Raw genomic sequence first — 12,723 nt, 5'->3', positions numbered from 1 at the left:
AACTCCGGTAAACGCAACATCCGAAAGTGAAAAAAATGCCTCAAACCCTTGCAGCCCAACGAAAAGTCTCCAATCCGTGCATTGTTCTTGCCCTCTGCTCGCGCGACAATCCCGCGATCCTCACCATCGCCCATCGTGGGTTCTGGACCGCGACCGCTGAAAATTCGCTGGCTTCGGTTCGCGCAGCGGTCGCTGCCGGTGTGGAGATGATCGAGATCGACACGCAGGCGACGGCCGATGGCCGGCTGGTCGTCATTCACGACGAGACGCTCGACCGCACGACGACGGGGCGGGGGACAGTGAGCGAACTGGCCTTTGATGTCGTCCGTTCCGCACGGCTGAAGGCAGGTGCTGGCGGCGATGCAGCCGATGTGACGGAGGAATGCGTACCGACGCTGGAAGAATTGCTGGAAGAGGCGCGTGGCAAAATCACCGTCAATATCGATACCAAGTTCACCCGTGACCTGCCGCAGGTCATGGAAACCGTACTGCGCCTCGGCGTCGCAGATCAGGTTCTGGTGAAAACCGATATCGATCCTGAAGCCGCGCATTTCGATGTGCTGGATACCGACTGGTTCGGCAAAATCCCGCATATGCCGATGTTTCCGGTGAGAAAGGGCAAGTTTGCCGAGGATCTGCGCCGCATCGAAGCGTTGCGCGCGCCGATGATCGAGGTAAAATTTACCGATATCGCTGATCTGGTCGAAGGCCGCGCCGAAATGGAGCGTCAGAATATCCGCCTCTGGATCAACACGCTCGACGTTTCCCATTGCCTCGATCTCAACGACACGCGCGCACTTTCCGATGCAGAAGGTGTGTGGGGCGCACTGGCGCAGGTCGGCGTCGGTGCAATCCAGACGGATGAAGTTGAGGCCTTCACGGGCTGGCTTAAGGCTGATGCAGGCGAGACGGGCAGGTCATGGACACGATGAACCAGCGCCTCGAGCGTGCAGCCGGCATCATAGAGGAGGCGATGGGGCTTGCCCTTCGCTTTTTCGAAGCGCGCGGCAGCATCGCCACCCGCACCAAGGGTTTTCAGGACTTCGTCTCGGAAGCGGATACCGCGGTTGAAGGGCTGGTGCGCGACCGGCTGGCGGCGGCATTTCCGGGTGAAACCGTTCTCGGCGAGGAGATGGGCGGGATCGCAGATGACGCCTATTGGATCATCGATCCCATCGACGGCACCGCAAACTTCCTGCGCGGCTCACCACTCTGGGGCATCTCGCTGGGCTTCGTGCGCAACGGCGTCCCGGAAATCGGGGTCGTCGCCATGCCAGTCTTCCAGGAGATCTATTCGGCTGCCGAAGGAACAGGGTTGCTGCTGAACGGCAAGCCGCTTGCGCGCGATGTTCCATTTAAGGAAGTGCAGGTGATGTCGCTCGGTGACAGCGCGTCTGCCGATGCCGCAGAGGTGGCGGCGCTCAATGTCGGTTTGAGGCATGCCGGCTGGGTGGTGGAATCCATCCGTTCGACCTCGATTTCACTGGTTTTTGCGGCGCGCGGCATCTTCGATGGCCATCTGCAAAAACTGACGACCATGTGGGACATCGCCGGTGGCGTTGTTCTGGCAAAAGAGGCGGGTCTTGACGTGCGGATTGGAACGCGCGGCGAAACCGGCATTCCCTGGGTTGCCGCCGCAACGCCTGAATTGATGGCCGTGACGGAGACGCTCTGGCCGGAGATCGCGGAATTGGTCCCGGCCGAACTTGCCTGAAATTCCCATAAAAACCGGTACCGGGTGAGAGATCCAGACACCCGGCGCCTTCCACCGGCAACTGGACCGAAAAGCCTCTGACGACTGGCGGTTAAGCCCAACCCTTCAACGCCCGGCCGGAATAATAGCTGGGCGTTGTGGCGCGGTAGATCGGTATGCTGGCGGCACCGAGATGGGGCAGGTCGCTCATCATCGATTTGCGTTATTTCAGGTGGCTCGACGAAAAAGTCTTCGCCGAGCATTTCCAGCGAGCCGATGCGCTGCACGATGTGTTCAAGAACCCAGTCAGGTAGCGATCCGCCAAAAATGATGGCGCCGGGATCCATCGTCCGGGCAACCGTCAGCGCCAGCAGACGAAGCTGGTCGGTCGCCCTTTCCAGCCAGGCAACCACGGCGGGGTGGTCGCAATAGCTTTCATCAATATCTTTCAAACGCCGGATGCCCACTCCGTGGGCGGCCAGCGTGTCGCAAAGGTCCTGTCCAGAGGGACGTGGATGGGATTTGGGAAACAGGCCGCCAAACTCACCGGCATTGCCGTTCGTGCCGCGATAGAGATGGCGCTGAACCACAACGGCGCCGCCTATGCCGTATGTCAGCCAGATCATCGCAAAATTGCGGATGCTTCGACCCGCTCCGTAATACAGCTCCGAGAGGATGACGGTATTGCCGTCATTTTCGTGAAAGACCGGGAAATCGAAATAGGGCTGGAAGTCCTTGTCCACGTCGATGTCGCGCCAGCTCTCGAACTGCTTGATGCGAAAGACATGGCCTCGATCACGTTTGAAGTGGCCTGGAAAGCTGATGCCGCACCCTAGCACATCCTTCTTTTTGATCTTGGCCTTTTCAACCACCTGTCGGGCGGCCGTCTCGGCCATCTCCATGATATGCTCGAAACTGTGTCCCTCAAGCTCGGACCTGATTTCCTGCCTGATCGTGCCGTTGAGATCGGCCAGGCAGACACGCAGATCGTCCGGGTTGAAATAGACCCCGAGCGTGAAAAGTCCGTTCGGATTGATCTCGATGGCAGTGGATGGCTTCCCCCGTTTGCCGTCGCTGCGCGCTTCCTCGGCTTCCAGGATCAGGCCGGATTCCAGAAGATTGGCCGTCAGGCGGGTGAGGGTCGGTGCGGAGACATCCATTTCGCGCGCCAGTTCGATGCGCGACATGCCTCCCTTGCCGCGCAGGATTTCGAGCAGACGCCGTTCATTGTAGCCGAGGTCGATCAACCAGGTCTCCCACGAGAAGTTAAGTCGGATGATTAGCGCAATTTCAGGGGCTGTGCACCTTGTTTTCCGGAACGTCCTGACTTTTCAGGTTCGAAGATTAAGCGCGGCTGTCTTCAAATGTTGAGTTATTTCAGACGGATATTGGATTTTTGTATTCAAGATAAATTGCAGCTTGACTAATTAATTTACGTAAAGAAAATAAATAACAGACGGCGGGTAGCGACACGCAAAATCAATAAGAAATTATGTCGTACTGCCTTGCCAGTCAGGGAACAAAAAAACGGAGCACCCTTTATGCGTCAATCATGCACTATTTTCGCGCGCCTTGTTGCTGGCGCAACTTTCCTTGCCAGTGCGGCTTTCGCCCATGCGGAAGGTACCGTCGTGGTCTATTCGGCAGCGCCGCAGCAGCTCATGGATGAGTTGCTGCCCATGTTTGAAAAGAAGACCGGCACCAAGGTCGAGCTTGTCAAAGCCGGTTCCGGCGAGCTGATGAACCGCATCAAGGCGGAAAGCGGCAAGGCGGCTGGCGACGTGATCTGGAGCGTTGATGGCACCGTCATCGACTTTTCCGCCGACCTCTTCGAACCTTACAAGCCTGTCGAGGCAGCATCGATCAACCCTGCATTTTCGCCGAGCACCAACTGGGTTCCTTTTACCGCAGTCGTTACGGCCTTCATCGTCAACAAGGAAGCGCTGAAAGGTGCGCCGGTTCCGACATCCTGGGCCGATCTTGCCAAGCCTGAATATAAGGGCCTGATTTCCTCGGCCCGTGCAGATCAGTCCGGTTCCGCCTATATCCAGATGGCGACGGTTTTGCAGGATTTCGACAGTGAGGAGAAGGGCTGGGAAGTCTATACCGGCATTCTCGGCAACTCCGTTCTTTCCACCTCTTCAGGCGCTGTTCCGCGTTTCGTCAATGATGGCGAGCAGGCGGTCGGTATCACGCTCGAAGACGCCGCCCTGCGCTACAAGCTTGGCAGCGCCCCGGTAGAGATCGTTTATCCGAAAGAAGGCACGGCAATCGCGCCTGACGGCATGGCGCTCGTCAAGGGTGCGCCGAACGCCGAAAACGGCAAGGCCTTCATCGATTTCATCGTATCCAAGGAAGCGCAGGAAGTCGTGGTGAAAGCCGGTCGTCGCTCTGTCAGAACCGATGTTCCTGCCAATTCGGCGCTCGTTCCGCTGTCCGATGTTCCGGATGCAAAGTACGACTTCAAGTGGGCTGCGGAAAACCGCTCGCGTCTGATGGAAAAGTGGAACGAGATCCTGCTCGACGTCCAGTAAGAACATTGCCGGGGGCGGTGCGTCAGGCAGCCGTCCCCTGCTTACCTCTTTCACAACAGCATTTTCGTTCCGTCCACCGTGGTCGCGTGCCGCGCAGGATATGTCATGGAGCAGCACATGGCCGCCGTAGAAATTACCAGCATCAAGAAAAGTTACCGGGATGTCGTTGCCCTCTCCGACATCAACATCTCCATTCCCTCCGGATCGTTTTTTACGCTTCTTGGACCCAGCGGTTGTGGCAAGACGACCCTTTTGCGCACGATTGCAGGTTTTCACCAGCAGGATAGCGGCAGCATCAGCATCGAAAGACAGGCGATCGAACATGTGCCCGCCCACAAGCGCGATGTCGGCATGGTCTTTCAGGACTATGCGGTGTTTCCGCATATTTCGGTATTTGACAACATTGCCTTCGGTCTGAAACAGCGCAAGGCGTCTTCAGCCGAGATCCGCGTACGGGTCAGCAAGATTCTCGATGTCGTGCAGCTCGCTCCCTATGCCAAGCGTATGCCTCACGAACTCTCCGGCGGCCAGCAGCAGCGTGTGGGTCTTGCGCGCGCACTCGTCATCAACCCGAAAGTGCTGTTGATGGACGAGCCGCTGTCCAACCTCGACGCCAAACTTCGCGTGGACCTGCGCCGGGAACTGCGTGAAATCCAGCAGGCCATGAACATCACCACCGTCTATGTCACGCATGATCAGGAAGAGGCGCTTGCCATGTCCGATTTGGTTTGCGTCATGTATGGCGGCGTCATTCAGCAGGCTGCACCACCCTGGGAAGTCTACAACAATCCCGCCAACCGCTTCGTTGCGTCGTTCGTGGGCGCAAACAACTTCCTGTCGCTTGATCGTGCAGGCGGGCAGACATCCATTTCCGGCCACAAGGTCGCATTGCCGCAGGCGGATGCGATTTCCCCGCAGCGGAAGATCGTCGCCGCCATCCGCCCGGAGGCGATTTCTGTCGGTCCTGCCGCGATCGATGGTGACGAGCGCATCGAACTGCCCGTGACCATAAGACTGGTCAGCTTCACGGGGCGTGAGATGAACGTTGCAGCCGTTCTCTCGTCGGGCGAGGAAATCGAGGCGATCACCAAGCCATCGCCTGAGATCATTGCACTGCAGCCCAACCAGAAGACCACTTTCTCCTGGCGCGCGGCCGATGCGAAGCTGTTCGGCGAGGGCGTAACCGGGGAGCGCCTGTCATGACGGATATGACTGCGACTGCAACTCCCGGCGGTTTCCGCCTGCGACTGCCAGGTTTTTGGACAAGCGTGACGGTATTTGCCGTCATCCTGCTGGCGATCTTCCTGATCCTGCCGATTTTCAGCGTCTTCTTCATAAGTTTCTTCGATGCCAAAACCGGGGCCTTCGGTCTCAGCAACTATGCGGAAGTGTTCACACGGCGTTTTTATACCGTCGCACTCTGGAATACGCTTCTCATCGGTGTGCTGGGCATGCTGGGCGCCTGCCTTCTCGGTATTCCGCTTGCCTTTTGCACGTCCCGTTATCGCATCAAGGGGCGCACTTTCATTGCCACCTTCGCGGTTCTGGTTCTGTGCGCACCGCCGTTCATTGGTGCTTACGCCTGGATTATGCTGTTCGGTGCCAACGGTGCCGTCACCAATCTCTTGTCCTTCGCCGGCATTTCATTGCCGACGATCTACGGGATCCCGGGCATCGTGATGGTCTTCAGCCTGAAGTTCTTTCCCTACATCTTCCTGATGACGGAGAACGCGCTGAACACCATCAACAAGTCCTATGAGGACGCGGCGGAAAATCTCGGCTGCACGGCGTTCGAGCGTTTCCGCAAGATCACCTTGCCGCTGGTCTTTCCGGCAGTCAGCACCGGCGCGATCATCTGCTTCGTGCTGTCCATCGCCGACTTCGGAACGCCTGCAATCCTCGGCAAGGGCATCAGAACGCTTTCGACAATCGCCTATGCGCAATACACCTCCGAAATGGCCGGTACGCCGACCATGGCGGTGACGATTTCCATGGTGATGATTGCAATTTCGATGGCGGCACTTCTGTTGCAGCGGCACATTCTTGCCAAGCGCCGTTACGCCAGTTCACTGACCAACAGGCCGGTAAAGCAGTCCATGCGCCCGTTGAAGTCGTTCATCGTGCACGGCTTCTGCTATCTGGTCGTCTTCATCGCCATGCTGCCGTCTCTCACGGTCATCTACACCTCGTTCCTCGCAACCAGCGGTCCCGTCTTTACCGGCGGCTTCGGGTTGGACAGCTATGCCCGTATCCTTCGTGATTCACCGCAGGCGATTGCCAACAGTTTCACGTTTGCACTGGCTGCCGTGGTACTGATTGCGATCGTTTCCGGCCTGCTGTCCTTCATCGTGGTGCGACGCGACAATGCTGTCTCCGGCTCGCTCGATCTCCTGCTGATGGTGCCTTACCTCATTCCCGGCGTTGTCATGGCGATCGGCTACGTTACGACGTTCCGCTATCCACCCTTTGATATCACTGGGACGGCGCTCATCATCATCGTCCTGGTGTTTATCCGCCGGCTGCCCTACGGCGTCCGCTCCACGACATCGATCCTCAGGCAGATCAAACCGTCCATCGAGGAGGCTGCGGTCAATCTCGGGGCTTCGCCGGCAAAGACCTTCGTGTCGGTGACGGTGCCGCTGATGCTGCCAGGTCTCATCATCGGTTCGCTGATGAGCTTCATAACGGCTATCAACGAGCTGTCCTCGACGCTGATCCTTTACACGGCACGAACGATCACCATGCCGGTTCTCATCTATGTTCAGGTGATTGACGGCGAGTTTGGCACGGCTGCAGCGCTTTCAACCGTCCTTCTGGTCAGCACTGGACTTTGCGTCTTCATCGTGTTCCGCCTCTCGGAAGACAAAGAAGCCTCTTTCGTCTGAAACCATACCATCCCTCACCAAACGACTGCAGGAGCGGCGACATACGTGTCGCCGCCAGCCTCCCTCTGCCCAGCCTCCCTCTGCAAGGAATACACGACGATGAATATCGCGAGCTTTTCGCAATCGAAATACAAGAACGCCGCAACGCCCGGGGACGATGTGGCGCTGATCATACCGGGACGGGTTCTGGCCGTTTTTGACGGTGCGACCGACCCTACCGGTGCAAGTTACGGCGGCTTGAGCTCGGGCCGTATCGCAGCACTTGCTGCCGCAAATGCCGTGGCGAAAATGGGCCTCGATGGCACGCTGGAAACAATAGCCGCGCCCAAGCTCTTTCAGAACATCAGCGATATCTTGAAGCAGGAGGCCGAGCGCATCAATGCCAGCCATCCACCGTCGACAACCCTGGCAATCGTTGCCGACCTGGGAGACAGTTTCCGCCTGCTTCTGGCCGGCGATTCCGGTGTGCGTATCAACGGCTCCCGGTTGCTGCAGCATGCCAAGCTTATAGACAAGGTAAGTACATCGGCACGCATCCTTGTCTTCAAGCAGCTTTTTGCCTTTATGGGGGATGGTGATGCAGCCGAGGCACGCACGCGCGCGACCATCTTTTCCGGCCTGCGTTCCGCTGTCGAAAACGGCATCATGACTGCGCAGGAGGCGGAGAATGTTGTCATTGCCGCAGCCCGCATGAGCGGTCTTGAGAGCGATATCGACGCAGTCGAGGAATTTCTGATGGGAGGAATTCGCGTCCAGCCGCAATTCGCAAACAGGCAGGGACACGTACTGGGATACGCCTCGGTCAATGGCGGAACGGTCATAGAAGAGGGGACGGTCGATCTTAGCATCGCCAAGGACACGCTTGTGAGCCTTGAAATCTTTTCCGACGGTTATCTGTCTCTGCCGGCTGGAACCGATGTCGCTGACTGGGAAGCGGAATTTGACCGCGTCGAGGCGGCAGATTTTCACAAACTCGCCGACTATCCTTCGGTAAAAGGTTCGACAAGCACCGAATTCAGCGATGACAGGACGGTCGTCTGCCTGAATGGCTGGTAAGGGCAGGGTGCGGCGCCGTCGCCGCGGCACTCTCAAAGTCCGAGGAATTTGAAAGGCTTGCTATCTTTCAGCCTGTCGTTCGCCATGCCGGAGTAAATGTGGATCTGATTTGGCCCCAGGTCGAGTTTCTTCACGGAGCCTGTTTCTTTCGAGACGTCGAGCTTTGTCATGTCTATCCAGAAGATGTTCGGCGTCAAAGCGGATTCGAAGAAATAGAGCTTTCGCTTGTGGTCGATCACCGTGCGCCAGCGCGTTGAAGAAATGTTCGGCTGGTCGGGGGTGGTTATGCCATAGGGCACCGAGACGTTGCGGATGACGCTGAACACGCTGGCGATTGCCTCGACCGGGTCTTCGCTTTTGGGGATTGCATTGGCGTAAAACGCTGCGCGGGCAAATCGGTCCGATGCCCGGTTCGTGCCGGGAAGCATCACCGTGCCCCCGATCTGCGTCCAGTATTCGTTGAGGGCCAGCTGTTTGTCGAAAGTCGGGGAATTGGTCATCACCTGGTATTTGCGGCTGTGGTGAATGACCTGTTTGCCATCGATATATTCAACGATTGCGCTGTCGCCGCTCGCATCCGACAGCGATAGATGCAGCGTTGCGAGACGTTCTTCCCCCGGCACACTGTCCGTCACCACCGTGAAGGGGTTCTTTTCGAGTGCGTTGACGGCCTCGCCGACCGTGGCGAAATTGTCGAGTACATATTGCGCCCATGCCGCAATGGACAGTCCCGGAGACTTGCCATCATAGGCCGGGTAACTCGACTCGACCAGCCAGAGCACGTTGGCGGCAAGGCCAGCTTCGTTCATGCCATCCGTGGTGGAAATATCGTAGCCCGAGGCAATGACGCTGCCGTATTTCGAGGTCCATTTGACCGAGTTCGGCCCGGCCTCGCCAGATCGCTCCATTCCGCGCGGAAAGACCCAGATGTTCGTGCCAACATCTGTTTTCCAGTCCATGGAGCGGGCAGTCATGACCTGGTCGTTTTCACCCAGATAGACGAACCGTGTGCAGGCTTCAGCCACCGATGTCGCAAGCGTGGCAATGGAAAAAACGGTGGCGGTGCAGGCAGACAAAAAAGGAATGGTCTTCGGTCGCATGGTGCATCCTCCGGTGCTCGCGGCGCGATTGCAGCGTATGATAGAAAATCGGACTTGTTGCCGGATGTCAAATCGGTTTACCTTCGGTGCCGGACGGGGGGTAAGCCTTTGCTAAAATTATCTATTTTTTCGACCGTTATGGTTTTTTCCGCAAGCTTGGCCTTAGGTGCGGATGCGCAGAGTTTCACTCCCGCGGGAGTTGATCAACCCGATTGGGCGCTTCAGGTCACGGGCTATTTGTGGGCAACCGGGTTGAACGGCAACATTTCACCGTTCCGGCGTGCGCCGACGCTTCACGTCGAGAAATCATTTTCCGACGTCATGGATGATCTCAACTTCGGGGGATTTGTTAATATCTGGGGGCGGTACGACCGCTTCGTTCTGTCCGGCGACTTGATGTATGTCGACACGACCGACAGCAAGGCCACCGGCCCGTTGCCGGCCCTGCAAATTCCCGGCTTGCCGACGCTGCCCCCGGGGGCGGCCATCAACGCTGATGTCGATACCCAGGAATTCATGGCAACGCTGCAGGCCGGGTATCGGATCGTGGATACGGAAGGGTTCACGCTCGATGCGCTGGCGGGTGCACGCTTCTGGCATATTTCCAACGAGGTCGCGGTTACGGCCAGTCACCCATTGATCGGCAGCGTGTCGGCAACCCACAAGGAAAACTTCGGCTGGGTGGATCCAGTCATCGGCGCAAGGGTATTTTTTGGCGTGACGGACCGGCTTTCACTTCAGGGTCAGGTAGACATCGGCGGATTTGGCGCAGGATCGGATCTGACATGGTCGGCCCTGGCGACGGTGAACTACATCTTTACCGATACACTCTCTGTCTCGGCCGGCTACAAGGTGCTTGATGTCGATTATTCGCATAACGGCTACGTCTTCGATTCGCGGCTGAGTGGCCCTGTTGTCGGGCTGACCTACAGGTTTTGACGGTTTACGCCCGACGCACACCCTGTGCGGTCTACCCGCCTGTGGTTGTGAAGATGCACTTCGCCCGCTGCGTCCGCGCTTTGCACTGATGTTTGTTGGGGCTCGTCCTGATCTCATCCGCGCATGGACCACTGACCGTCCCGCGTGACCTTGACACAGCGACCATGCCGACTAGACGGGGTCTCATGTTCATTTTGGGAGTATAGACATGAAATCGCTGGCAGCCGTTTCGGCTTTCGTGGGAAGAACCTTTGCGGTCTGGGTCATCTTGTTTGCCGTGCTCGGCTTTTATTTTCCAGAAACCTTCAAGCAGATTGCGCCGTGGATCGTTACGCTTCTGTCGATCATCATGTTCGGCATGGGGCTCACACTTTCGGTCGACGATTTTCGTGAAGTCGTGAGGCGCCCTGTTGATGTCACCATCGGGGTGCTCGGGCAGTTCCTCATCATGCCGTTACTTGCGGTGCTGCTGACTCTGCTAATCCCGATGCCACCGGAAGTGGCAGCAGGTGTCATCCTGGTTGGCTGCTGCCCGGGCGGTACATCGTCCAATGTCATGACATATCTTTCGAAGGGCGACGTCGCCCTTTCCGTCGCCTGCACGTCAGTGACGACGCTTGCTGCTCCCTTGGTGACGCCATTCCTCGTGTGGTTGTTCGCCAGCCAGTTCCTGCCGGTTGATGGCTGGGCAATGTTCCTGAGCATCGTCAAGGTCGTTCTGGTGCCGCTGGCACTTGGAGCCGCCTTGCAGAAGCTGTTGCCGAACGTCGTCAAGGCGGCTGTGCCTGCGTTGCCGCTTGTCAGCGTGATCGGTATCGTTCTGATTGTTTCGGCGGTTGTCGGCGCATCGAAAGGTGCGATAGCCCAGTCTGGACTGATGATATTTGCCGTCGTGGTTCTCCATAACGGTCTTGGATATCTGCTTGGCTATTTTGCGGCGAAGGCGACCGGTCTCTCCCTCGCCAAGCGCAAGGCAATCGCCATCGAGGTGGGAATGCAGAACTCCGGTCTCGGTGCCGCTCTCGCGACAGCCTATTTCTCGCCTCTCGCAGCTGTGCCCAGCGCCATCTTCAGCGTCTGGCACAATATCTCCGGCGCGTTGCTGGCCAACTGGTTTTCGGGCCGCGTGGACACGACGGCGACGACGAAAGCCGGATAGGATCGCCGGCCGGAGACTGGCCGACGGGATATGAAGCAGCCCGAAAGGGGGGCTTCGAAACATGACGCCTTAGATCCGCAACGCCTCGACCAAAATCGCCATCGACGCGGAAGCACTATCCGCGTCTATGGCGACAGGCGACGATCAAGAGCATGAAAGTGTGAAAGCCCCGACCGGTTTCATATCGATATAGGTGTCGGCTGCAAGGTTGCTTGTTATTGCACCACAAAGACTGCCGGTGGTGACGATCTGTCCGCGCTTCAGCGTTCCATTTCTATTGAGGTTGGAATTGGCGAAAGCGATGAGCGGGGCGAGTGGGTCGGTATTTGGGTGTTTCACCACCGCATCGAAACGGATATCTGTGCCTTCGGTCACCGTCAGATGCGGCAGATCGCCGGTATTGTCGGCAAAAGTATCAACGATTGCCGCGTTGATTTCCGGCCCGAGAACAAATCCGCGATTGGCAAGGCGATCCGCCAGAAAAAGCGGGAAGGGAACCTGGTTCTTTTCCACCAGTCGGTAGCCGAGGAGCTCGACGCCGAGGTGAACGGCGTCGATATGCGTCAATATATCGGCCCTGCTTAGCGGGGTTGCGGTTGCCGCGGGTATGTCGGAGACGAGGGTGAAACAGATTTCCACCTCGATGCCTTCAACGTCTCTTCCAGTAAAAGACGCGACGTTATCCTCATCGACGCCATAACAATCGACCATCGGCGCAGCAACCGCGTTCCCGTCCGGCCGGATCGCCAGCTTCCAGCCCCCCACCGTTTTGCCTGAAGCTTCAACGAAAGCGCGTTGAACGGCCATGGCATCTTCAAGGCCGTCTGGAACGAGGCCATCCACCTCGATTGACGCCAGCGCAATTTTGCCGCTGTTCAGGCCTGCTTTCACAAGGTCCTGGGCCAGTTTTTCGATCGCCGTCATTCCCGTCATCATCCTCGCTTCAGTCTATTGGGCGAATGCTGTCACGATTTGGCGCTGCTTGCCAAGGCCATCTATGCTAAGTTCTACAACATCTCGAGCTTTGAAGAAGACCGTCGGCTTCATTCCAGGCAGACGCGGAGCGGCGTACGGGTCGTGACGACGTCACCGGGCATTAGCCGGATCGAGCCAGAGCACGAGGTTTTGTAGATCGTCGATTTGGTACGGGTTCACAAGCAATGGGCCGAGCAGGCTCAAGCTTTGGCCGCCGAGGAGGGGGTAATCGCTGTTGCCATCCGTTAGGGGAAGGAAGTCGCCGGCACTATGAGCTTTGCCGCGCCGCTAATAGGGTTGAGCGATGAACGCGTGGCAGATTCTGCCGCTCCTGGTGAGGGCAGCGAGCGATATGGATATCGCCTTGTAATCGGCATAACCG

At 57.7% G+C, this 12,723-nt stretch carries 10 protein-coding genes and 1 pseudogene; 8 read left to right on the top strand and 3 right to left on the bottom strand.

Features of this window, described 5'->3' with window-relative positions; translation table 11 throughout:
- Positions 1-35: 35 nt before the first annotated feature.
- Together QE432_RS01360 and QE432_RS01355 are read left to right on the top strand one after the other, a co-directional pair.
- Positions 36-932: a glycerophosphodiester phosphodiesterase family protein gene (locus tag QE432_RS01360; RefSeq protein WP_306623147.1), complete on the top strand. Its 897-nt coding sequence runs from the start codon at positions 36-38 to the stop codon at positions 930-932.
- Positions 920-1,714 (top strand): inositol monophosphatase family protein, encoded by a 795-nt coding sequence (locus QE432_RS01355; RefSeq protein WP_306623146.1) that lies wholly within the window; start codon positions 920-922, stop codon positions 1,712-1,714. The genes QE432_RS01360 and QE432_RS01355 overlap by 13 nt, the downstream gene beginning before the upstream one ends.
- Positions 1,715-1,805: 91 nt before the next feature.
- Here QE432_RS01355 and QE432_RS01350 read toward each other — a convergent pair.
- Positions 1,806-2,940: pseudogene (locus tag QE432_RS01350) on the bottom strand (ROK family transcriptional regulator).
- Positions 2,941-3,234: 294 nt separating this feature from the next.
- Between QE432_RS01350 and QE432_RS01345 the strand changes: the two are divergent.
- From QE432_RS01345 to QE432_RS01330, 4 genes are all read left to right on the top strand, one after another.
- Entirely contained in the window at positions 3,235-4,227 is a 993-nt protein-coding gene (locus tag QE432_RS01345; RefSeq protein WP_065663325.1) for an ABC transporter substrate-binding protein, read from the top strand.
- 117 nt (positions 4,228-4,344) lie between these two features.
- Entirely contained in the window at positions 4,345-5,430 is a 1,086-nt protein-coding gene (locus QE432_RS01340; RefSeq protein ID WP_038495908.1) for an ABC transporter ATP-binding protein, read from the top strand.
- Complete coding sequence (locus QE432_RS01335) at positions 5,427-7,112, top strand: ABC transporter permease (RefSeq protein WP_035200257.1); 1,686 nt, start codon at positions 5,427-5,429, stop codon at positions 7,110-7,112. Before QE432_RS01340 ends, QE432_RS01335 begins: the two co-directional genes overlap by 4 nt.
- A gap of 99 nt (positions 7,113-7,211) precedes the next feature.
- Entirely contained in the window at positions 7,212-8,168 is a 957-nt protein-coding gene (locus QE432_RS01330; RefSeq protein WP_111789894.1) for a hypothetical protein, read from the top strand.
- Positions 8,169-8,200: 32 nt separating this feature from the next.
- Here QE432_RS01330 and QE432_RS01325 read toward each other — a convergent pair whose 3' ends face one another.
- Positions 8,201-9,268, bottom strand: coding sequence for a linear amide C-N hydrolase (locus tag QE432_RS01325; RefSeq protein ID WP_025594990.1), 1,068 nt, complete (start codon positions 9,266-9,268; stop codon positions 8,201-8,203).
- 138 nt (positions 9,269-9,406) lie between these two features.
- Between QE432_RS01325 and QE432_RS01320 the strand changes: the two genes are divergently transcribed.
- Together QE432_RS01320 and QE432_RS01315 are read left to right on the top strand one after the other, a co-directional pair.
- Positions 9,407-10,207, top strand: a complete 801-nt coding sequence (locus tag QE432_RS01320) for a hypothetical protein (RefSeq protein WP_065660253.1) — start codon at positions 9,407-9,409, stop codon at positions 10,205-10,207.
- Positions 10,208-10,415: 208 nt separating this feature from the next.
- Entirely contained in the window at positions 10,416-11,366 is a 951-nt protein-coding gene (locus tag QE432_RS01315; RefSeq protein ID WP_004431095.1) for a bile acid:sodium symporter family protein, read from the top strand.
- A 144-nt stretch (positions 11,367-11,510) separates the two neighbouring features.
- Here QE432_RS01315 and QE432_RS01310 read toward each other — a convergent pair whose 3' ends face one another.
- Positions 11,511-12,290: a 2-keto-4-pentenoate hydratase gene (locus tag QE432_RS01310; protein ID WP_306623132.1), complete on the bottom strand. Its 780-nt coding sequence runs from the start codon at positions 12,288-12,290 to the stop codon at positions 11,511-11,513.
- Positions 12,291-12,723: the final 433 nt, after the last annotated feature.

This window comes from Agrobacterium sp. SORGH_AS_0745 (genome assembly GCF_030818995.1).
GTDB lineage: Bacteria > Pseudomonadota > Alphaproteobacteria > Rhizobiales > Rhizobiaceae > Agrobacterium > Agrobacterium tumefaciens.
Note: the sequence above shows the minus strand (reverse complement) of the source record. Positions and strands in the feature narration are given on the sequence as shown.